At 57.1% G+C, this 20,749-nt stretch carries 24 protein-coding genes and 1 pseudogene; 6 read left to right on the top strand and 19 right to left on the bottom strand.

The window, feature by feature from the left end; genetic code table 11:
- Positions 1-49 precede the first annotated feature (49 nt).
- The 10 genes and pseudogenes from rimP to KORM41_RS00265 form a co-directional block, all read right to left on the bottom strand.
- Complete coding sequence (gene rimP / locus KORM41_RS00310; protein WP_068143207.1) at positions 50-568, bottom strand: ribosome maturation factor RimP; 519 nt, start codon at positions 566-568, stop codon at positions 50-52.
- Positions 569-751: 183 nt separating this feature from the next.
- On the bottom strand, positions 752-1,492 hold the full coding sequence (gene trmB / locus KORM41_RS00305) for a tRNA (guanine(46)-N(7))-methyltransferase TrmB (protein WP_068143206.1): 741 nt from the start codon (positions 1,490-1,492) through the stop codon (positions 752-754).
- Positions 1,493-1,566: 74 nt separating this feature from the next.
- Complete coding sequence (gene lnt, locus KORM41_RS00300; protein WP_068143204.1) at positions 1,567-3,180, bottom strand: apolipoprotein N-acyltransferase; 1,614 nt, start codon at positions 3,178-3,180, stop codon at positions 1,567-1,569.
- Between the two features lie 65 nt (positions 3,181-3,245).
- Positions 3,246-4,178 carry a hemolysin family protein gene (locus tag KORM41_RS00295; protein ID WP_231727041.1) on the bottom strand — a complete coding sequence of 311 codons (933 nt, stop codon included), beginning with the start codon at positions 4,176-4,178 and terminating at the stop codon, positions 3,246-3,248.
- A gap of 13 nt (positions 4,179-4,191) precedes the next feature.
- Positions 4,192-4,758, bottom strand: coding sequence for an rRNA maturation RNase YbeY (gene ybeY / locus KORM41_RS00290; RefSeq protein WP_082719629.1), 567 nt, complete (start codon positions 4,756-4,758; stop codon positions 4,192-4,194).
- Positions 4,759-4,777: 19 nt separating this feature from the next.
- Positions 4,778-5,848: a PhoH family protein gene (locus KORM41_RS00285; RefSeq protein WP_231727040.1), complete on the bottom strand. Its 1,071-nt coding sequence runs from the start codon at positions 5,846-5,848 to the stop codon at positions 4,778-4,780.
- Between the two features lie 4 nt (positions 5,849-5,852).
- Entirely contained in the window at positions 5,853-7,256 is a 1,404-nt protein-coding gene (gene miaB, locus KORM41_RS00280) for a tRNA (N6-isopentenyl adenosine(37)-C2)-methylthiotransferase MiaB (RefSeq protein ID WP_068143202.1), read from the bottom strand.
- Positions 7,257-7,391: 135 nt separating this feature from the next.
- A complete protein-coding gene (locus KORM41_RS00275; RefSeq protein ID WP_068143201.1) occupies positions 7,392-8,327 on the bottom strand; it encodes a lysophospholipid acyltransferase family protein in 936 nt (311 codons plus the stop codon).
- A 33-nt stretch (positions 8,328-8,360) separates the two neighbouring features.
- Positions 8,361-8,783 carry a Fur family transcriptional regulator gene (locus tag KORM41_RS00270; RefSeq protein ID WP_068143199.1) on the bottom strand — a complete coding sequence of 141 codons (423 nt, stop codon included), beginning with the start codon at positions 8,781-8,783 and terminating at the stop codon, positions 8,361-8,363.
- Between the two features lie 152 nt (positions 8,784-8,935).
- A pseudogene (locus KORM41_RS00265) lies at positions 8,936-9,345 on the bottom strand (MucR family transcriptional regulator).
- A 108-nt stretch (positions 9,346-9,453) separates the two neighbouring features.
- Here KORM41_RS00265 and KORM41_RS00260 point away from each other — a divergent pair.
- Positions 9,454-9,753, top strand: coding sequence for a sulfurtransferase TusA family protein (locus tag KORM41_RS00260; RefSeq protein ID WP_156431835.1), 300 nt, complete (start codon positions 9,454-9,456; stop codon positions 9,751-9,753).
- A gap of 33 nt (positions 9,754-9,786) precedes the next feature.
- On the opposite strand, the gene rimI is transcribed toward KORM41_RS00260, so the two are convergent.
- Genes rimI through KORM41_RS00245 form a run of 3 tightly spaced genes read right to left on the bottom strand, consistent with a single transcriptional unit; the run spans position 9,787 to position 11,543 of the window.
- A complete protein-coding gene (rimI, locus tag KORM41_RS00255; RefSeq protein ID WP_068143195.1) occupies positions 9,787-10,266 on the bottom strand; it encodes a ribosomal protein S18-alanine N-acetyltransferase in 480 nt (159 codons plus the stop codon).
- A complete protein-coding gene (gene tsaB, locus KORM41_RS00250; RefSeq protein ID WP_197420908.1) occupies positions 10,263-10,928 on the bottom strand; it encodes a tRNA (adenosine(37)-N6)-threonylcarbamoyltransferase complex dimerization subunit type 1 TsaB in 666 nt (221 codons plus the stop codon). The genes rimI and tsaB overlap by 4 nt, the downstream gene beginning before the upstream one ends.
- 12 nt (positions 10,929-10,940) lie before the next feature.
- Positions 10,941-11,543 (bottom strand): malonic semialdehyde reductase, encoded by a 603-nt coding sequence (locus KORM41_RS00245; protein ID WP_068143190.1) that lies wholly within the window; start codon positions 11,541-11,543, stop codon positions 10,941-10,943.
- A 196-nt stretch (positions 11,544-11,739) separates the two neighbouring features.
- Here KORM41_RS00245 and KORM41_RS00240 point away from each other — a divergent pair, with 196 nt between their 5' ends.
- On the top strand, positions 11,740-12,747 hold the full coding sequence (locus tag KORM41_RS00240) for a polysaccharide deacetylase family protein (RefSeq protein WP_231727039.1): 1,008 nt from the start codon (positions 11,740-11,742) through the stop codon (positions 12,745-12,747).
- 8 nt (positions 12,748-12,755) lie between these two features.
- On the opposite strand, the gene KORM41_RS00235 is transcribed toward KORM41_RS00240, so the two are convergent.
- Positions 12,756-13,319, bottom strand: a complete 564-nt coding sequence (locus KORM41_RS00235; RefSeq protein ID WP_068143186.1) for a NifU family protein — start codon at positions 13,317-13,319, stop codon at positions 12,756-12,758.
- Positions 13,320-13,467: 148 nt separating this feature from the next.
- Positions 13,468-14,037, bottom strand: coding sequence for a TetR/AcrR family transcriptional regulator (locus KORM41_RS00230; RefSeq protein WP_082719627.1), 570 nt, complete (start codon positions 14,035-14,037; stop codon positions 13,468-13,470).
- 146 nt (positions 14,038-14,183) lie between these two features.
- Here KORM41_RS00230 and KORM41_RS00225 point away from each other — a divergent pair, with 146 nt between their 5' ends.
- Positions 14,184-16,172, top strand: coding sequence for a transglycosylase domain-containing protein (locus KORM41_RS00225; RefSeq protein ID WP_197420907.1), 1,989 nt, complete (start codon positions 14,184-14,186; stop codon positions 16,170-16,172).
- 104 nt (positions 16,173-16,276) lie between these two features.
- A complete protein-coding gene (locus KORM41_RS00220; protein WP_068143180.1) occupies positions 16,277-16,681 on the top strand; it encodes a group III truncated hemoglobin in 405 nt (134 codons plus the stop codon).
- A 5-nt stretch (positions 16,682-16,686) separates the two neighbouring features.
- Here the strand turns inward: KORM41_RS00220 and KORM41_RS00215 are convergent, their stop codons facing one another.
- From KORM41_RS00215 to KORM41_RS00200, 4 genes are read right to left on the bottom strand one after another with little or no spacing between them, the layout of a single operon-like run.
- A complete protein-coding gene (locus tag KORM41_RS00215; protein WP_068143177.1) occupies positions 16,687-17,385 on the bottom strand; it encodes a M48 family metallopeptidase in 699 nt (232 codons plus the stop codon).
- Entirely contained in the window at positions 17,382-18,023 is a 642-nt protein-coding gene (locus KORM41_RS00210; protein ID WP_068143175.1) for a hypothetical protein, read from the bottom strand. Before KORM41_RS00210 ends, KORM41_RS00215 begins: the two co-directional genes overlap by 4 nt.
- Positions 18,024-18,070: 47 nt before the next feature.
- Complete coding sequence (locus KORM41_RS00205; protein WP_068143173.1) at positions 18,071-18,499, bottom strand: YcgN family cysteine cluster protein; 429 nt, start codon at positions 18,497-18,499, stop codon at positions 18,071-18,073.
- Positions 18,499-19,092, bottom strand: a complete 594-nt coding sequence (locus KORM41_RS00200) for an SCO family protein (protein ID WP_068143171.1) — start codon at positions 19,090-19,092, stop codon at positions 18,499-18,501. Before KORM41_RS00200 ends, KORM41_RS00205 begins: the two co-directional genes overlap by 1 nt.
- Before the next feature lie 150 nt (positions 19,093-19,242).
- On the opposite strand from KORM41_RS00200, the gene KORM41_RS00195 reads away from it, so the two are divergent.
- Both KORM41_RS00195 and KORM41_RS00190 read left to right on the top strand, forming a co-directional pair.
- A complete protein-coding gene (locus KORM41_RS00195; protein ID WP_068143170.1) occupies positions 19,243-19,812 on the top strand; it encodes an ankyrin repeat domain-containing protein in 570 nt (189 codons plus the stop codon).
- 196 nt (positions 19,813-20,008) lie between these two features.
- Positions 20,009-20,740, top strand: coding sequence for a hypothetical protein (locus tag KORM41_RS00190; protein WP_068143168.1), 732 nt, complete (start codon positions 20,009-20,011; stop codon positions 20,738-20,740).
- Positions 20,741-20,749 lie beyond the last annotated feature (9 nt).

Here is a 20,749-nt window from a genome sequence, read left to right as displayed (position 1 = left end):
CGTCGCTTTCAGAGCGTGGCGCCCAATTGGCCCACACCAGCAAAAAACCTTATGTGTTCGTCCCGTCAGGGTTCGCCTGAGCCTTTGCATCCTTCTGCACAGCCTCAAGAAGTTCATCGGTAAGGAGCAGCTTCGCTTTCGAGATGCCGTCAAAATCGAGCTCGACCACACCCTCGTCTGTTTCCAGCGTCACCACATCGTCCTTGAACGATGTCATGCGCCCCCGGAAACGGCGACGGCCATCCATCTGCTCTTCCATTTCGACCTTCACTTCAAAGCCCACCCAGCGCTCGAAATCCTTGCGCCTTGTGAGCGGACGGTCGATCCCTGGTGAGCTTACCTCAAGAAGATATTCACCAGGCAATGGATCCTCGACATCCAGAATGAGCGAAAGCTCGCGAGACAAGGTTGCGCAATCATCAACCCCCATGGTGCCATCGGGCCTTTCCGCCATTACCTGCAGCGTTGGCTTGCGGCCACCGCCATAGGTTACGCGAACAAGTTCAAACCCAAGAGCTTCAACGGTTGGTTCGATGAGATCAGCAATGTTTGTCGCAGCGTCGCTCACTAGTCCTGTCCTTTCACACTTCACGTCGGGCCGAACACCATGGCCCACTACGTTCTAGGTATGGGTTATCGCGGGCAGTGGGCCGAAGCCCACTCCTGGAATAATCAACCAATACTCTAGGAGAAGCGGGCCCTGTATACAGCGAACCCGCCTTTGGGGCAAGCCCGAATCTAACCACTTTGCCTAACGGGCTTCTGGCACTTCTGCGCGGGGAATTCTGCGGAAGCGGAAATAGGTAGCGCGGCCTTCAAGCGCCTTTACTTCATAGCGGGTTTCCGGCCAGTCATCCGGGCGGGTGAGCCAGTCCTGCGGGCCTTCGGCGAGCCATTCGAAATCATCGCGCTCAGCCATCTGAAGCATGGTCCATTCGCGGTAGATCGGATGGTCCGTACCAACGCGGAATTCTGCACCGTCCTTCATGATTCGCGCAAGGTCATCCAGGTTATGCTGGTTGACGAACCGGCGGCGGGCATGGCGGGTTTTGGGCCATGGGTCCGGATGCAGCAGAAACAGGCGGTCAACGGATGCGTCCGGCAGCTTCCAGATCACGTGCCGCGCGTCGTCGCCATAGACACGGATATTCTGGATGTCGTTTTCCTCGATGTGGGTTAACAGGCCAACCACACCATTAAGGTAAGGTTCGCATCCGATCAGCGACACGTCGGGGTGTGCCTGCGCCTGCCAGGCCAGGTGCTCGCCCTTACCGAAACCGATCTCCAGCCACAGCTCCTTCACCGGCTTGCCAAAGACCTTGTCCACATCCAGCACATCATTCTCGCCGTCCGGCACGTCAACCGAGATCGTCGGCAGAAAGTCGTCCAAGAGCGCTTGCTGGCGCTGCGAGAAGCTCTGTCCCTTGCGGCGCCCGAAAAAGCGCTGCTCTGGCAGTTTGAACTGCTTGATGTCTGTGTCTTTGTCGCTCATGGCCGCCCCTATAGCGCAAACGGGCCCTATGACAAAGCCCCTTTTGTGCCCTTTTGCGCGTGGTGTGCCCTTTTTCAGGGTGTATGATCGCGCCGCCAACAATAGATCACTCGGGCGAGGGCGATCAGGGAACACAAGAGTGTCGCCAGGATGATCCGTGTGCCCGTGGAAAGCGGCGGGACGTCGATCGCCTTGGGAAGCGGGCTGTCCATGATGCCTTCGCGCCCTACCGGCATGCTTGAAAGCGTCCTGCCGTACCCGTCAATCACCGCGCTCACGCCCGTGGATGCCGCGCGCACGAGGGGCAGGCCTTCCTCGATCGCACGCATACGGGCAAGGGCCAGATGCTGGTACGGCCCTTCGGTCGCGCCGAACCAGGCGTCATTGGTGATGTTCAAAATCCATTCTGGCCGGTCGCGCCGGTCAATGACTTCCCCAGGGAAGACCGCTTCATAGCAGACCAGCGGTGAAAAGCCGGGCGTGCCGGGTAGTGCCACCGTCTGGCGCCTGCGACCGGCCGTCCAGGCGCTTCCGCCGGTCAACTGGCTGAGGCCAAGCTTTTTTAGCAGGTTTTCAAAGGGCAGATATTCGCCAAACGGCACCAGATGCACTTTGTCATAACGGGCATAAAGGTCAGCGCTTGAATTCAGCGCGAACAGGCTGTTGTAATAATCATAGCCGTCTTCCGTGCGCACATAGCGGGGTGCGCCGGTGATGGCGAACGAGCCATATTCCAGAAGCTTCGACATGCGCCAGCGGTGGATCGATCCATCGCGGTCAAAGCTTTCCGTCTGAACTGCGGTCTCGGGCCAGATCAGGAGGCGCACGCCCTTGGCTTTACCGTCCGGGTCTGCGGCGCGCGACAGGCTCATATGTTTATCGAAATGATCCTCGATCAAATAGGAAAGCCACTTTTCGCTTTGCTTCACATTGGCCTGCACCAGCCGCATGGAAATGCCCAGGTGATAGTGGGTCTGCCCCGCTTCAAGCCGCAGATAGCCCGCAACAGACAGACCGACAAAGGCAAGCACCGCCAATGCGGGAGGCAGGATGGTTCTTTGCCAAGCCCCTCCATCAAGCAGCATGACAAACGAACCGGCGACCAGCACGGTCAGGAATGTCAGGCCATAGACGCTGATATAGTAGCTGCTCTGAGCAACCGGCAGCCATTCGGCCCATGCGGCCCCCACGAGATGCCACGGAAAGCCGGTAAACCACATGCCGCGTGCCACCTCAAAAAGAGTCCAGACAGCCGCAAACAACAGAACCCTGAACCAACCAGCGCACCAGAGCTTGCGGCAGATCACGAATATGATGGCGACATAGAGCGACAGCAGCGCGGACAATCCAAGAATGGCGATGGGTGCGAGGATGACAGGCACGGCCTGTTGCTGCGTGAAGGAATAGCCAATCCAGTTGAGCCCTACGGCGAAAAGGCCGAAACCGGCCCACCAGCCGTAGGCAAAAGCCTGCACACTGTTCCTTGAGCGGTCAATAAGGGCGATCATCAATGGGATGGCGATGAACAGAAGCGGGAAGAAATTCGCTGGCGCGAAAGTGCGCGACAGAAGAACACCCAGAAGAAACGCAAAGGCATGCATGGCATAACTGCTGCGTTTATCCAGCCAATCAAAAAGGCGCGCCAGTTGCGCGCCCAGCATGGACTGATCCCGACTTTGATCGTTCATTGGCTACTCTGCCTGTTCTCGCCAGTTCTTATCAATTATTCTTGTCAGGCGCCTCTGGTGCGCCCTTAGTCGTCGGCTGCCTGCGAGGTCTCTTCCGTACCCACATGGATCCGCACCCTGTGAATCCTGCGCGGATCGGCATCAACCACCTCGAATCGGTAACCGCTTTCATGGACCATAACCTCACCAATCTCAGGCACGCAACCCGCGAGTGAGAAGACAAGCCCGCCGACTGTATCCACGTCCTCGTCCAATTCTTCGGGCAGAAGGTCCACACCGATCACTTCTTCAAGTTCGTCAACCTCAAGCCGAGCGTCTACGTCATAGCCGCCGCCTTCAAGTGGGGTGATGTACGGGTCTTCTATCTCGTCATGCTCGTCTTCGATCTCACCAAAGATTTCCTCGACGATATCTTCAACGGTCAACAGGCCATCGGTTCCACCATATTCATCAACCACCATGGCCATATGAGTGCGCGACAGGCGCATCTTGGCCAGAAGGTCGATCACTTTCATCGATGGCGGCACAAAAAGAACCGGTCGCTGGATATTGGAGACCTTGAAGTCTTCGCCGACTTCGCCGTGTGCCGTTGCCTTGAGCGCATCCTTTACATGCACCATGCCCAGAACGGTATCGAGCGTTTCGCGGTAGACCGGCATTCGGGAATGGTTGGCCTCAGCGAACACCTTGATCAGATCATCATAGGCAATATCAGCAGCGACCCCCACGATATCGGCGCGGGGGACCATCACATCATCTACCCTGAGCGCCCCATAACGGAGTACATTGAAGAGCATCTCACGCTCTTCCTCCCCCAGGGCCTGCCCACGGGTTTCTTCTTCATGTTCCTCGATCGCCTCCTCTAGGCTTTCACGCAGGCTGACTTCGCTGGCCCGAAACCCTAACAGGTCTCTTATCGTACGCCAGAAGCCGCCCTGCCCCTTTGAGGAGGCGCTGCCACTATCGCCCGAAGGCGAACTTGCCGATTGGTCTGTCACTCTTTGTCGTCCATCATTCATCAGGAAGGGCATAAGGATCACTGATCCCAAAACCCGCCAAAATTTCGCGTTCCAGAGCTTCCATCTCTTCCGCGTCTTCTTCTTCGATATGGTCAAAACCCATCAAATGTAAAACCCCATGCACCGATAAATGTGCAAGATGGTGATGCACCTGTTTGTTTTGCTCGGCCGCTTCTTTGACCACAACCGGCCCCGCGATCACCAGATCACCCAGCATGACGGGCGGTCCGCCCGCCTCGGCCTGATCAAAAGCGTCCATCAGATCGTCGGGATCAACACCGGGGAAAGAAAGCACATTCGTTGGCTTGTCCTTGCCGCGATACTCCCGGTTCAACGCTTGGCTTTCATCGTTGCCAACGATCCGGACGCTGAGCTCCATCGGCACGCGGGTGCGGGCAATGGTCTCGAAAAGCGCCGCGCTCACAGCAGCCTCAATCACTGGCCGCACGAAGGCCGCCTCACCAAGGCTTTCATCCAGAAGATCGAAATCGAAGGTGAGGCCAGGCAGTGCATCAAGGCCCGCCCGGCCGGGGATACTCGGTGAAGGATCGTCGCTCATCTCTCTACCTTGACTGCTCCTAGCGTCCGTCTTCATCGCCGTAAGCTTCTACGATCCGCCCAACCAGCGGATGGCGCACTACGTCTTTCTCGGTGAAGCGGGTAACGGCGATGCCGTCCACACCCTTCAGTATATCAAGTGCGTCCCGGAGACCCGAACGCGTACCGCGCGGCAGGTCCACCTGGGTCACGTCCCCGCATATGGCCATCCGGCTGTTCTCGCCAAACCGGGTCAAGAACATTTTCATTTGCATGGGCGTAGTGTTTTGGGCCTCATCAAGAATGACAAAGGCGTTCGCCAGCGTCCGGCCCCGCATATAGGCCAAAGGCGCGATCTCGATCTGCCCGGAGGCGATGCGCTTTTCCACCTGTTCGGCGGGCATCATATCATAGAGCGCGTCGTATAGTGGCCGCAGGTAAGGGTCTACCTTGTCTTTCAGATCGCCCGGCAGAAAACCAAGGTTTTCGCCCGCTTCCACCGCGGGGCGGCTGAGGATAATACGGTCGATCTCACCCGAGAGCATCCTCGCCACCGCCATGGCAACCGCCAGATAGGTCTTGCCGGTACCGGCAGGGCCAACACCGAACACCATGTCATGCTTGACGAGATTCTTGATATAGTCCGCCTGCCCCGGCGACCGTGGCATGATCACCCGGTTGCGGGTGGTGATCTTCATGTCCGCGTCCTTGGGCTTTACCACATCTGGGCGGGCGGAGATGGACTGTTCAATCGGCTCAAGCGGCACACCTTCCGCCATTCGGATCGCCCCGTCTACCTCACCGACATCCACAGGCTGGCCGCGGCGCGCCATGTCATAGAGATCAGCAAGCACAGATCGCGCGACTTCGGCGCGCTCAGGCGTGCCTTCAATTGCGATCCTGTTGCCGCGGTTGATCAGCACAACCCCGAGCCGCTGTTCGATGCGGGTCAGGTTTCTGTCATGCTGGCCAAATACGACGGCCGCTAGTCGGTTGTCTTCGAATTCAACCACTTTCTTGTGGCTGGATGATGAGGCGCCCGGTCGGGCGGAAGCTGAGCTTGCCTTGGCGTACATATTGTGCTGTTTGCGGCTCCTTGATTGCCGCGCCATGCCTTTAGTGCAGGGCGCTGACAAGTTCCCCTTTAAGGCTGTTAGGGCCGGCTTCAACGATTTTCACCCGCACCAACTGCCCCATAAAGTCAGTGTATGGCTTATCGCCTGCCACGTCCAGCGCATTGTCACCCTTTGTCAGATCGACATGAACCGACTGCAGGTAAGGGCTGCGCCCCAGAAGCTGCCCTGGCTGCTTGCCCTCGCGCTCCAGAAGCACATCCATTTCCTGACCGATGCTGTTTTCATTGAACTCCAGCTGGTGCTCGTTCAGCAGCGCCTGAAGGCGCGCGAGCCGCTCGGATTTCACTTCTTCCGGCACCTGATCTTCGTTCACGCTTGCGGGCGTGCCAGGACGCGGACTGTATTTGAAGCTGTAGGCCTGGGCGTATTTCACCCGGCGAACGAGATCCAGCGTTGCTTCGAAATCTTCATCGGTTTCACCTGGGAAACCAACGATGAAATCGCTTGAGAGCGCCAGGTCGGGCCGCGCTTCGCGCAGACGGTCGATGATCTCGAAATATTCATCGCGCGTATGCTTGCGGTTCATGGCTTCCAGAATGGCGTCCGAGCCGCTTTGAACCGGCAGATGCAGGTAAGGCATGCAGGACTTAATATCCCGGTGAGCGTCAATCAGCTCCTGGTCCATATCGCGCGGGTGCGATGTGGTATAGCGGATACGGCCAAGCCCTTCGATCTTGTCGAGCGCCTTGATCAGACCGCCGAGTGTCATGGTGCCGCCATTGCCGTCGTCACCGTGATAGGCATTCACATTCTGGCCAAGAAGCGTGATTTCCACGACGCCCTTGTCCACCAAGGCCTGCGCTTCCTTGAGCACATCGGCCACCGGGCGGCTGTATTCCGCACCGCGGGTATAAGGCACCACGCAGAAAGCACAGAATTTATCGCAGCCTTCCTGAATGGTCAGAAAAGCCGCCGGGCCGTCGAAATCACTGTCGGTCGGCAGGTGGTCAAACTTGGTATCAATGGGAAATTCGGTGTCGAGAACGCGTGCAGACCGGCGACCACCGGTGCGCTGCTCTTCGGCAGACTTCAGCATGTCAGGCAAGCGGTGGTAGGTCTGGGGCCCGAGCACCATGTCGATCGCTGGCGCACGTTTCATCATCTCCGGACCTTCGGCCTGAGCCACACAGCCTGCGACTGCGATGTACATATTCTTGCCTTCAGCCGCCTTGGCATCTTTTTCCGCACGAAGGCGACCGATTTCCGAATAGACCTTTTCCGCCGCTTTTTCGCGGATATGGCAGGTGTTCAGGATCACAAGGTCAGCGCCGTCAGCCTGGTCCACCACTTCATAGCCGTGGGGCTTCAGCACGTCAGCCATACGCTTGCTGTCATAGACATTCATCTGGCAACCATAGGTCTTGATGAAAACTTTTTTACTCAAGGTCTCTGCTCCTGCCGCAGCTTGTGTCCTGCCGGGTTACCAGCCCGGCGTGAAAAAGGTGCCGGAACCTAGTCCAGACACCCCTTGAGAGTCAAGAATTGCCAACGGATAGCGCTATTATCAGAACACGCTGCCTCAGGCGGGTTCGGCGCCATTGTCGAGAAGTTCGCCTTCGCCGTCACCTGTTGCAGGCAAAAGGCCTCCATGATCGCGCGGCCCAAGGCGCATTTCCGCCCGGTGCGCACGCTCCAGCCCCAGGCGCACTTCCTGCTCGCAGTAAGCTGCGAGCGCCTTCCTGGATCCGGCCTCAGCAAGGGTGATCGGCGCATGAAATTCGATAATCGCCTCAATGCGGGCACGTCCCATCGCCTGCCTTAGGTGCTGGAACAATTCCACATCCCCAAGCCAGGCAACCCATGGCTTCTGGGACCGTACAAGCGGCATGCCGTTCACTTCGGTGTAGGCCAGTGTCACAGGCTGGATAAGAAGATCATGATCGCATGCCTCATCTGCCCGCTCCGCTACAGAAAAAAGAGCGGATTTGAAGGGTGCCACATTCATGCCGTCAGTGGACGTGCCTTCTGGGAACAGGATCAGGCTATGCCCCTCCTGTACGCGGTCAACAAGCGCATCCCGCTGCTTGAGGCTGTCGGTACGGCGCATGCGGTTTACGAAAATCGTTTTATGCAGGTTGCACATGGTCCCGATAAAGCCCCAGCCCGCCACCTCGGATTTTGCGATGAAACTGGCGTTTTCCAAATGGCCGCCGAGCACGGGAATATCCAGCCAGGAAATATGATTGGCTGCATAGAGCACTGATCCCTTGTGGACCAGGTGGGCATCTGCGTTGCGCTTACTTATGCGTACTCTGACGCCAAGGATTTGGCACATAGTCCGGTGCCAAAGGCCCGCAACGGGCCACCATGTCCGTGGGAAGAATTTCACCATGATATATTGAAGCGGCAAGAGCGGGATGGACGCAACAATAACGGCAAGCAATCTCATAAAGCCGAGGAAGGTCCAGCCTTCCGCATCCAGATTGGCTCTAAGCCCGCCATATTCCTCCGCCATATCCTACTCCGTGCCCGACCCAGTGGGCGGCTCTTACTTGTCCTTGATAGGCACGCCGTAGAGCTCCATTCTGTGGTCAACCAGACGGTAGCCCATCTTGCGCGCTATCTCTTCCTGCAACTTTTCTATTTCATCATTGTGAAACTCGAGCACTTCGCCCGTTTCCACGTTGATCAAATGATCATGATGTTCGTCTGATACCGGCTCATACCGTGAACGGCCGTCGCGAAAATCATGACGCTCCAGGATGCCTGCCTCTTCAAAAAGGCGCACCGTACGGTATACGGTCGCGATGCTGATGCCCTCATCAATCGCAGTCGAACGGCGATACACCTCTTCAACGTCCGGGTGGTCATCGGCTTCGGTAAGAACCTGGGCGATCACGCGTCGCTGATCCGTCATCCGCATGCCTTTCTGCAGGCACAGGTCCTCAATGTTTGGATGATCCGTAGTCATGACCTCAAGACACTCCTGATAGCTTCTGAATTATTGCTGGAATATGTCCGGAAGATGGCACAGCAGGGGCGTGCACGCAACCCATGCATGCCGCCTTTTGTACGCTTCTGTCGCGGAGATTGACCCGACAGGAATAAAAGCCCTGAAACAGGCTATTTTTTTCGGCTGCGCCCCAGCCCGATTTTTTTCGCCAGCTCACGCCGTTGCTTGGCGTAATTTGGCGCAACCATCGGATAATCGGCAGGAAGACCCCAACGTTCCCGATAATCTTCGGGCGACATATCATATTGAGTTTCAGGTGCCGTTTGAGCATCTTGAGCTTCTTACCGTCCTCAAGACAAATCATATAGTTAGGCGTAATCGACTTCTTGATCGGCACAGCCGGGTCAGGCCTGGCTTCCTGTCCTGTGGTGCCTGCTCCCAATTGTTGGAGCGTCTTGAAAACCTGTTCAATGAGTTGCGGCAGCTCAGCTACTGCCACGGAATTGTTAGCGACATGCGACGAGACGATCTCGGCCGTCAGCCCCAACAATTCTTCCTTCAATACTTCTTTTTGTTCCATAACCCTCATTCCAGCTCGCCAGATGGTCTGGAGCCAATTCTCTGTTTGGCTTTACAAAAGCTGACCGCAGATGAGATAAGCATCCCGTGCAATCAAAGGGCCACCCATATGCAACGCCACAACCTGACAGACTTTCTAGATTTGCGCGGCGCCACATGCCCCATGGCTTTTGTCAAAACAAAACTCCACCTGGACCAAGTTTCACCCGGAGGAACAACAACCGTTGTTTTCGAACAGTCCCCAGGAAACGAACCTCTGATCCGTTCCATCTGCTCTTTGGGGCACACCATCCTGTCTGAAAAGACCATTGAGGCATCTTTCCTGACAGATGATGACGCTGTTACCGACATCCCTCCCCCAAGCGATGACGTACAATTAACCATCCTGGAAATCGAAGTAAAGAGATAAACAGTGTAATATCTTTATTTGGTTTGATTTGCCCTAGATATCTATAATCAAAGTCAAGCAAAGCGCATCCACCCTACTACCACTTTGAGTTTGATAATATTCCGGGCGGCGCCCGGATCGTCTGAAGCGCCTGCTTTCATAAAGCCTGATGGCCGCAGCATTGTCTTCGCGCACTTCCAGGAAAAAGCTTCTGACTTTTGCTGACGCCAGCGCCTGTATCGCCGCATCAAGCAATCGCCCACCCACGCCCTGTTTGCGGCACACAGGATCGACACCAATGGAAATCAGTTCGGCTTCATCACAGATGGTTCGGACCATCATGAAGCCAAGCGGACGGTCATCCTCGTGTGCGAAAAACACTTCTATACCGGGAGACTCTACCAGGTGGCGAAATTCGCCCGCAGACCAGGGCCGATCGCCCTGAGGGGAAAATGCCGCATCATGCAAGTCGGCCAGAATGCCGTATCCCGCGTCCCAGCCCTTCGGGAAGGGCGATATACTCAGCTCTGTCATGCCTCAACCGGCAAAAGGGCCTTGCCCTTCTTGGCGTCGGCTTCCCTGAGATAGGCTGGCTCTGGGGCGTGATCGGCCGGGTTCAGCTCGCGCGCCAGCCGTGCCAGAACCACCGGGTTCACCGCATCCTGGTCGCTCGACATATCCACAAGGGGCGCGCCGCTACCGACAACGATGCCCGGCTGCGCCGCAACTTTGGCCGCGATCACGTCGCCGTCCAGGCAAGCGGCATCACAGACGGGCCTGGGCAGGCCATCCGGGCTGACGCCCTCAAATGCCTGGTAAAACCCCTGGCCGCCACGGCCCATTACAATGGCATGAACAGCCGTGTCTGGATCCGCTCCGGCCTGCGCGGCCAAAACTGGCAGGCTCATCAGCCCGACGCACGGCAAACCTTTGCTGAGCGCCAGCCCACGTGCCACAGAAAGGCCGATCCTGAGACCCGTGAAGGTGCCGGGGCCCGTGCATACCGCGATGCGCGTCAGGTCCGCGTACCCTAGACCCGCTTCTGCCATCAATTCAGAAATCATGGGCAACAGGCGTTCGGCATGCCCCCGACCGATACGCTCCATACGACTGCCGAGAGGCTCCTCACCGCGCACCAGGGCTGCGGAACAAGTCCCTTCACAAGTATCAATGGCCAGCAGGATCGGATCGGTCACCAGGCTTCGTCCTTAAAGAATTTGCGCTGCCTCGTCGAAGTCGAAGCGTGGGCTGCGCGGGAAAATACGCTCGTCAGAACCATAGCCGATAGAGCACAAGAAGTTGGACTTAAAGGTGGTACCAGAGAAAAACTCCTTGTCCACACCTTCCTTGTCGAAACCGGACATCGGGCCGCAATCCAGCCCAAGGCTTCGGGCCGCCATGATCAGATACGCACCCTGCAGCGTACCGTTCCGGAAAGCTGTTTCCTCGCTGACGGCCGGATCGGCGAACCAGTTCTTGGCGTCTGGCTCGTGCGGGAAAAGCTTCGGCAGTTGATCGGCGAAAGCAGTGTCGGTGGCGATAATCGCCGTCACCGGCGCCTGCATCACCTTTTCCTTGTTGCCGTCCATCAGATGCGGGACCAGGCGTTCCTTGGCTTCCTTACTTTTCACAAATACAAAACGGGCAGGGCAGCAGTTGGCACTGGTCGGGGCCATTTTCAACAGGTCAAAAAGCGCCCTGACCTGGTCATCACTGACGTCGCGGTCGGTCCAGACATTAATGGTGCGTGCTTCTCGAAACAGCTGATCAAGCGCTGCATCATCCAGTTTATTGGACGGGGTAACGGCCATCTTGATTCCCTTTCCTATTATACTCTTCAAACGGTTGCCAATTCGGTTTCATATGAAACTTTATCGCCCCTCTTGCCAGTTTGCATGAAACAAGGCAAGACTGCGTATTGGTGATCGGCAACAGAATCGATCCCGGAACGCTAAATTAAGGGGGTCATTGATGACAAGGGCCGCACGTATAGTTTTTTCGCTTGTCATGGCAGCTGTCAGTTTTGGCGCCGCCATTGCGGACCAATCTGCTGTTATTTTGCTGTACCACCGCTTTGGTGAAGACAGCTACCCCACAACCAACATTCGCATCGAGCAACTGGAAGCCCAGATCAAACAGCTGAAGGATGGCGGCTATCATTTCATGGCACTTGGCGATATCGCGGCGAAATTGAAAGCCAAGGAACAGCTGCCGGAAAAAACCATCACCGTCGCGGTTGATGATGCCTACAAGTCGGTGATTACACATGGTTGGCCACGGCTGAAAGCAGCCGGCATTCCAATGACGCTGTTTGTCTCCACTGACCCGGTGGACAGCGCCAGCAATCAGGTCAGCAGCAACTACATGACCTGGGATGACGTGCGGCAACTGCGCGAAGAGGGCGTCGAGATCGGCCACCATAGCGCCAGCCATCTGCACATGCCGCACGCGGGACTTGAGACCTCGATGGCAGATGTGCGTCGTGCCAGCGACCGGTTCAAAACAGAATTGGGCAAAGTACCCGCCTTATTCGCCTATCCTTATGGCGAGTATGACGACGCCATCAAACAAGCCGTCGAGGCCGAGGGCTTTGATGCTGCATTTGCGCAATTTTCAAGCCCGGCAGCCACCTGGAGCGACCCTTTCGCCCTGCCGCGTTTTCCAGTGAACGAACGCTATGGGGAAATGCAGCGCTTCAAGCTGATCAGCCAGGCGATGGCCCTACCGGTATCAGATGTAGTGCCAACAGCCACGCTGCTCACAGAAGAGCGCAACCCGCCTGTCTATGGCTTCACGGTGGATGATAATGTCAGGGGGCTTTCAGCGCTTGCCTGCTATCCAAGCCATTTGGGCGAACCGGCGGAGCTGATCCGCCTCGGAAACCGCGTTGAGGTCCGCTTTGACAAGGCGTTTCCCAAAGGGCGGAATCGTATCAATTGTACGCTGCCCGCCGGCGGCGGGCGCTGGTACTGGCATGGGAAGTTTTTCCTGGTGCCCGGTGGCCCCCTGGATTAATCGACGGATTAGTCGACCGCGCGGACGTCCACCACTTCAGGCACATAATATTTCAGAAGATTCTCGATGCCATGCTTCAGCGTGATTGTGGAGCTTGGACAGCCCGCACAAGCGCCCTGCATCGTCAGATACACAACGCCTTCCTTGAAGCCGCGGTAGATAATATCGCCGCCGTCACCCGCCACAGCCGGGCGGATTTTTTCGTCGAGTAGCGTCTTGATCTGCTCGATGATCTCAGCGTCGGCTTCGTCTTCGTCGACAGCCGTGGAGGTATCAGCCGCGCCCTCGTGGTTAAGGATCGGCGCGCCGGAGGCAAAAAACTGCATCAGGCCTGCAAGAACTTGCGGCTTCACATCAGACCAGTCGGCCGCCTCGGATTTAGTGATCGTGACAAAGTCATAGCCAAGGAACACACCTGTCACACCGTCGAGCCCGAACATGGCTTCAGCGAGCGGAGAGGCATCGGCGCCCTCAGGGTCATTGAAGCTGGCAGTGCCGGTTTCCAGGATCGTCCGGCCCGGCAGGAACTTGAGCGTTTCCGGGTTTGGGGTGACTTCGGTTTCGATAAACATGACTAAATCCTTCCTGATTTGACCCTGATGTGGCGTGTTGCTAGCAAAAGGTCAAGCCCAAAGACGTCAAAATCATGGAATACGGCACACTGCCGCGGCACCTTATTGCCTGTCGCGCCAAGGTCAATGGCATAGTTACAGGTAGCTTCTACCCTTCGGCAAGCCAGCTTTCTACATCGCTGGACAGCGCTTCGAGGCAATTATCGAGGGGCACGCGCGTCCCTTCCACGCGGCACAGCACCAAGGCACCCTGAATGCGGCCAATGGCATCCGACGCCCAGGCATCAGCTTCACCTTTTTCAGTACCCTCACCCACAAGGCAGGCTGAAAGCCCAGCCTGCCAGGCATCGACGGCAGTGCGAATCTGGGAGCCGAACAGCTCCCGCCCTTCCCCAAGAAGCAGGCTGTTCATCAGACAAATTGGCACATCGCCGCCATAGTAGGTCACAGCCCCGCGTAGCGACGCCAAAAGCCCTTCCTTGTTTGCGCTGCGCAAAGGCGCCAGTACCAACTTCGACAACCGCGCGCCGGAATAGGCCAGCACATATGCCGCCATCTCGGATTTCCCTTTCGGGAAATGATGATAAAGGCTTGCTTTCGACAGACCGGTCGTGGCTGCCAGCAGCTTGAGGCTCGCGCCCTCATAGCCATTTTCCTTAAAGACTTGCTCTAGGAATTCTGCCATGGCTGCCTTGCTGAATTTCGGTGGACGGGTCATGCCTTAGGCCTTGCGCTAGTTACCAACCAATCGTTCGGTAAATTAACAATGCCGCCGAACCATGCAAATATCAATGGCAAATGCTTCGCAACTTTGCCTCATTTGCCTGCCATGCTACAAAGCGGCCAAACAAGCAGGACATGTCCGTGAGTAACCAGAAACCGAAAAGCCCGAAGAAAACCAAAGGCCGACAGAGCGCCCAAGCGACCGCAACTGAGGCCAATAGGGCCAAACGTCCGCTGGTGCGCCGGATTCTGTATGGCGGCGCCGTGGCTGGTGTTTGGGGCATCATTCTTGGCATCATCACGATGGCTTATCTGGCGCACGACCTGCCGGACCTGGACAACCTGCCAGCTCCGGGTGCTGGCGATCAGGCCATCATCATCAAAGCCGCCAACGGTGCAACACTAGTACGAAACGGTCCCATCTACGGTGACTGGATCAGGTATGAGGAAGTGCCGGACGCTCTCGTGCGCGCTTTTACTTCCGTTGAAGACCGGCACTTCTTTGAGCACAGCGGCGTTGACGGCCGCGGTCTCGCGCGTGCAGTGGTTACCAATGTGAAGCGTGGCCGCATCCGGGCCGGTGGCAGCACCATCACCCAGCAGCTTGCGAAGAACCTGTTTCTTTCAAGCGACCGCACCATGACCCGCAAGGCGCGTGAGTTGCTTCTCGCCTTTTGGCTGGAACAGAAGTTCACCAAGGAACAGATCCTGACGCTCTATCTGAACCGGGTCTATTTCGGTGGGGGTGCATACGGCGTCGATGCTGCCTCCCGCAAATTTTTCGGCCATTCGGCCAGAAACCTGTCGATTGCGGAATCGGCAATGCTGGCAGGCCTCGTGAAGGCACCATCACGCCTGGCGCCGCACATCAATCCAAAGGGTGCCTGGGACCGGGCCAAGGTGGTTCTGGGGGCCATGGTCGATTCCGGAGCGCTGACCGAAGCCGCCGCTGACAAAATCAAAAACCAGCCACCAACGGTTCGCGGGTCCGCCGCGGGCAACGACGTACGCTATTTTACCGACTGGGTCACAAGCGAGGCCACACGTGTCCTGCCGGAAGCGCAAGGCCGATCGCTGGTGATATACACTACGCTGGACCCGGGCGTGCAGCGCGCGGCAGCCATGGCGCTTGAGCGCGGGCTTTCCGGCGAAGGCGAAAAACGCGGCGCTAGCCAGGGTGCTATTGTTGCGCTGGAACACGACGGTGCCGTTCGGGCCATGGTGGGTGGTGCCGACTATGGTGAAAGCCAATATAACCGCGCGGTTCAGGCGCTCAGGCAGCCAGGATCCGCCTTCAAGTTGTTTTCCTATCTGGCGGCGTTTGAAGCAGGCATCAAGCCGGAGGATCATTTCAAGGATGCCCCCATCAGTATTGATGGCTGGTCACCTAAAAACTATAGCGGCGAATTCGGTGGCGACATGACGGTGCGCGAAGCCTTTGCCCGGTCCATCAACACTGTAGCTGTGCAGGTGGCCGAACGTGCGGGCCGCGACCGGGTGGCCGCCATGGCCAAGCGGCTGGGGATTTCCACCAACGTGACACCGCTTCCAAGCCTGCCGCTGGGCACCGAGGAAGTGAAGCTGATCGACCTGACCGGCGCCTATGCCTCTATCGCCAACGGCGGGTTTTCCGTTGAACCCTACGCAATTCTTGAAATGACCACCCTTGAAGGCGAAGTCATCTACCGCAAGCTGCCGGAGCGTCCGCGCCCGGTTCTGGCCTTTCCTGTCGTTGAGGATATGGCCAGCATGCTGAAATCCGTGGTGGACTGGGGGTCTGGCAAGAACGCGAAGGTTGACCGCGACGCCGCCGGCAAGTCCGGCACCAGCCAGGACAGCCGCGATGCCGTGTTTGCCGGCTTCACCAGCGATATGACAGCCACTGTCTGGGTCGGCAACGATGATGGTACCCCGATGAAAGGGGTCACCGGTGGTGGCCTGCCCGCCCGTATCTGGTCTGATTTTATGCTGGAAGCCCACGCGGGGGCACCTGTCAGGCCGCTTCTTGCAGACGCGGGCCTGTATGCGGATTCGGCGTCTGATCCTGCTTCCCGCCAACCTTCCGAAACACAGACTGACAAACCCAAAAAGAAAAAGAGCTTCTTCAAGCGCCTCTTTGGCGGTTCATAGCTGCTGTCATCCTGATTGGGCAAAGGGGGGGGTGCGACCAAATTACGCCTTGTTCCCCTAGCTGATCCCATTTAGGGAAAAGGGATATCAGAGAGGGAAATCCCGTGCCACTGCCCCTGGAACCCATTGTTAACCGTCCGATGATCCGCACCTTTGTGGTGGATTTTTATGGCCGTGTACGCGCCGACAACACATTGGGCCCGATCTTCAACGAGCGGCTTGAAGGCATATGGGACGAGCATTTCGAGAAGTTGACCGATTTCTGGATGACGGTGCTGGGCGGGATTCCAGCCTACAAAGGCAATCCGTTCGGTGCCCACCACAAGGTGGTCAAGGAAGGACAGCACCGCATGAAGGCTGAGCACTTCGATATCTGGCTGACCTATTTCGATGCATCGGTGAAAGATACACTGCCACCTGAGCTTGCTGCGATCGCGCGGGAAAAAGCCCGGCGGATTGCCGACAGCCTACGCAAGGGCCTGTTTTTTCGCCTGAGCGCCGCCGAATAAACTCCTCAAAGCTTCACGGCAAACAAGTCGCTGCCATGGCGCTTGAGCCAGCGGCGGTGCAGCTGGAAGTCTGGTTCGCACCGCGCCACATGCCCCCAGAATCTATCGGAGTGGTTCATCTCCAGAAGATGGGCAACTTCATGCGCGGCGACATATTTCATCACCGCTTCAGGCGCCAGCATCAGCCGCCAGTTATAGCGCAGCGTCCCGCGCGAGGAACAACTGCCCCAGCGGCTTTTCATGTCCCCGATGCTCACCCGGTTGAAGCGCACGCCCAGCAGCTCAGCATAGGCTTCAGATGCCTCAGTAAGACTGGCCTTGGCTTCTGCCCTGAACCACTTGTTGAGCCTGCCTGCCGCCAGATCCTTGGGCCCACCCACACTTAGCTTGCCGCCTTCGGCGACCACCTTCCTCGGTGATCTGTCGGTAAACTCTATTTCATGCGGGATACCCAGAAAGAGAATGCTGTCGCCGTGGCCAAGCGGCGGAACACTCTCCGCCTGCTCGCGCTGATCACCGATCCAGTCCAGGTGCTGGTTCAGGAACTTCCTTGCCTGTCTCAGGCTGGAGCGCTTGGGCAGTGTCAGCTTTACGTCCCCGCTTGTGGGGCAGACACGCAGCACCATACGCTGTGCCTGGGCGTTCCGGCGCACTGTGACAGGCACTTCCTCCTCACCAAGCAGGACATGAAGCGGATCGCTCACGTCTCCTCCTCAATGATTTCTTGCTGCTCTCCGCGGTTCCTTTTGCTTTCGATCCATCGCCACAGATGGCGGTGACCATTGTCCGTGGTCGCATGTTCGCTTGCCAGCCTGGAGCCGATACCGTAGCCCACATAGGCCATCGCAAAATTCATGAGGATGCGCAGGCCACCGTCACCTTCACCCCACTCCATAAACCACAGGATCGCAGCCAGGAAATTCTGCAGGCTGTTAAGCAGGAACTCAACGAAAGCTGTGACCAGAAAATTAATGATGCCGCCCAGGGACCAGTCTATCTGCCAATCCGCGATATTCAGGACCTTGAATAGAAAGCGAAAGATATCGCCAATTTCATTGATAACGAAGGTATAGAGAGCCGCGGTGCCATAGAAGCCGCCCCCAAACTGCAGCCACTTCCTGAAAGCCAGATCGGATTCTTTCTCTCTGGCTTCCTTCTTTTTCTTCTGTTCTTTTTTGCGCTCTTTTTTCTGCTGCTTGATGCCTTTGATATGCTCATCGAGCTCCTTCCGGCTGGAAAAGCTCTGCAGTCTGCCATTATGGATCAGCCAGCCGATCAACAGATAAGCTGTGACGGCAACAGGTACCCCAACAGTGAAGAATGCCCCAAAAACAATGCTCATGGCCCAGTTAGTTCCCCATAATCCCACTGGCTGTGATTATACGAAGATCAGGCGGGCCAGTCTACCAGATGGTCTTCGTAGTCGCCTGCTTCCCGCTCGTCCACCGTGCGGCCTTTCACCGACTGCTCGGCCTTGTGAACGCTTTCCGGGTCGCCCGAAACCAAAGGGTGCCAGTCGAATAGGTCCTTGCCCTCATAAAGGAGGCGATAAGCACAGGTGGAGGGCATCCAAGGCAGCGTTTGAAGGAGATCAGGGCTCATGACCACGCAATTGCCCACATATCGCTGGCGCACCAGATATTTTCCGCACTTGGTGGTATCCGGGTCAAGGAAACGACACGCCACTTCGGTGAAATGGATTTCGCCCGTGTCTTCGTCTTCCAGTTTGTGCAGGCAGCATTTACCGCAGCCGTCGCACAGGCTTTCCCATTCCTCGCGGGTCATATCCTCCAGCGACTTTTCTTTCCAGAAGGGCATTAACTGGCTTTCTCCAGAACCGGTTTCATGGCGTCCGCAATATCGGCGGGCGTATTGCGGCTTGAGAACAGGCGGACATACTTGCCTTCAGGGTCCATCACGAAAATTACCGACTGATGATCCATCAGGTAGCCATCCAGGCCTTCCTGTTCACGCTTCTTATAATATACCCGGTAGGCCTTCGCGACGGCATCAATTTCTTCCGGGCTACCGGTCAGCGCAATAAGGCTTGGGTGAAAATCGGTGACATAGCTTGCCAATTCCTCAACCGTATCCCGCTCCGGGTCTACGGTGATGAAGATGGGCTGCAGAGGGCTGATGTCATAGCCTTCATTTTCCAGCATGGTCATCGCCGCTGACATTTTTCCAAGCTCGATGGGGCAGACATCTGGGCAGAAGCTGTAGCCGAAATAGATCAGCATATAGCGGCCCTTGAAATCATTGTTGGAGACGGTTTGGCCCGTGTGAGCAGTCAGCACGAACGGGCCGCCGGGCCCTGTACTGGTTTCCTGCATGCTCTGGTAACGGTTAAACAGGACAAATATGCCCACGGCCACAACGGCTACCCAGGCAACAATCCGTATCACTTTCATGCCACATCTCCATAAATTGATCGCCCCGTGGGCCCGATTTGACCGCTTGGGGGTTGTGATCGCGCAAGTCTTATAGAAATATGTGCCGCACATGTCACGGCCCAACGGCATGCCTGGGGCCTTATGACACAATTTTGATACGGAGATTTCATGTTAGCGCTTAAACGCACTTTGTCCCTAATCGCCTCCTTCCTGTTCCTGGTCGCTGGTGCATCCTTGCAGGTTTCGGCCTCGCCCCAGTATGATCTCTTGAAGGCGGTAGACGAACAAGACATCCAGGAAGTGACCAACCTTCTGGCGCAAGGCGTGTCGCCAGACACGCGCCGCCGGTCTGACAGGGTACCGGCACTTCTGATCGCTGTGGACAAATCCAACCTGGCGCTGGTTAAACTCCTTCTGGACTATGAAGCCAATCCGGATATCAGCGACCCGGATCGGGGCGAAACCGCCCTGATGCGCCGCGCAATAGCGGGCGATGTGACCGGCGTGAAGCTCCTCCTCAGCTATGAGGCAGATCCGAATCGGGCTGACATTGGCCAGGAAACGGCTCTCATCAAGGCTGTCCGCGCACGCAAATCGCGTGTTGTCCGGGTTCTTCTTGAAGCGGGTGCCGACCCGAATGTGCAGGATTTCACCGGCAAGACCGCGCTTGAATATGCCAAGCTGAGCCGCAACCGCAACGTGGTGCGTATGCTGGAAGAAGCGGGGGCGTCATATTAACGGCCTTGCTGCCATAACAGGGAATCCCTGGCCGAACCTGGTTACACTGTTCGGCCTGGCCCTTGTTCTGGACCTTGCTTTCGGCTCCCGCCGCCTTCTTGGGTGGCTTCCTGGCCCTGATGATTTCTTCTCCAGACTGACCTCATTCCTGACCCAAAGGCTGGACCGTTCAACCCGTTCGAATGGCGAGCGACTGGTGCGCGGTATTATTGTGCTGGCGCTTTTCCTGCCTGCCCTTTTCTGGCTGGGCCGGTTGCTGGATCCGCTCCTGTTTGCCAGCCCCATAAGCTTCGTGGCCTTCGCCTTTGCCTTGTCGCTGTTCCTGAGGCAACACCGGCTATGGGCCGATATCATAAGGGACAGCAAAATCGCCGGCCCGAAGCAATATGACCTGACACGTGACAACGTCATGCGCGCCACCTTCGGCTTTACCGATGGGGTTGCCTGCAATCTGGTCCTATTTGCCGTTGGCGGGTTTTCGCTTTTGTTGCCCTACCGGTTCCTGCGTGCTGCCATTGACCAGAAGATCGGCCTCAATGTTGCGCGCCCCGACAGCCCATTCCTGCGGCCCTTCTGGTTGATCGGGGAGCTGGCAGCCCTGCCGGGAAGCATCCTTGCGACGCTGGCAATCGCGGCAGCCCATATCTTTATCCCGGGTACTCACCTTGTCGCGTTCCTCGCGCCGCTAAGGGGGCGGAAAGGCGCGCTGCCATCCCGCCTGATGCCCTTGTCCGCGCTGGCGCATGGACTAAACTTATCGTTCCGCTTTGCCCCCGGAAAGCGCCAGCCGTGGATCGGCCCTAAAGATGGACGCGCCAAACAAACAGGGGCCGACCTCCGGAAAGCGGGGCTCGTGCTTGTGGTCGCAACACTCCTTGGTCTTCTGGCGGTGTTAATGCTGCTGGCGTTTACGCTCGCCACCCCCTAGATGCAAAGG

The organism is Kordiimonas lipolytica (assembly GCF_001550065.1).
This window is presented reverse-complemented; position numbering and strand designations above follow the sequence as displayed.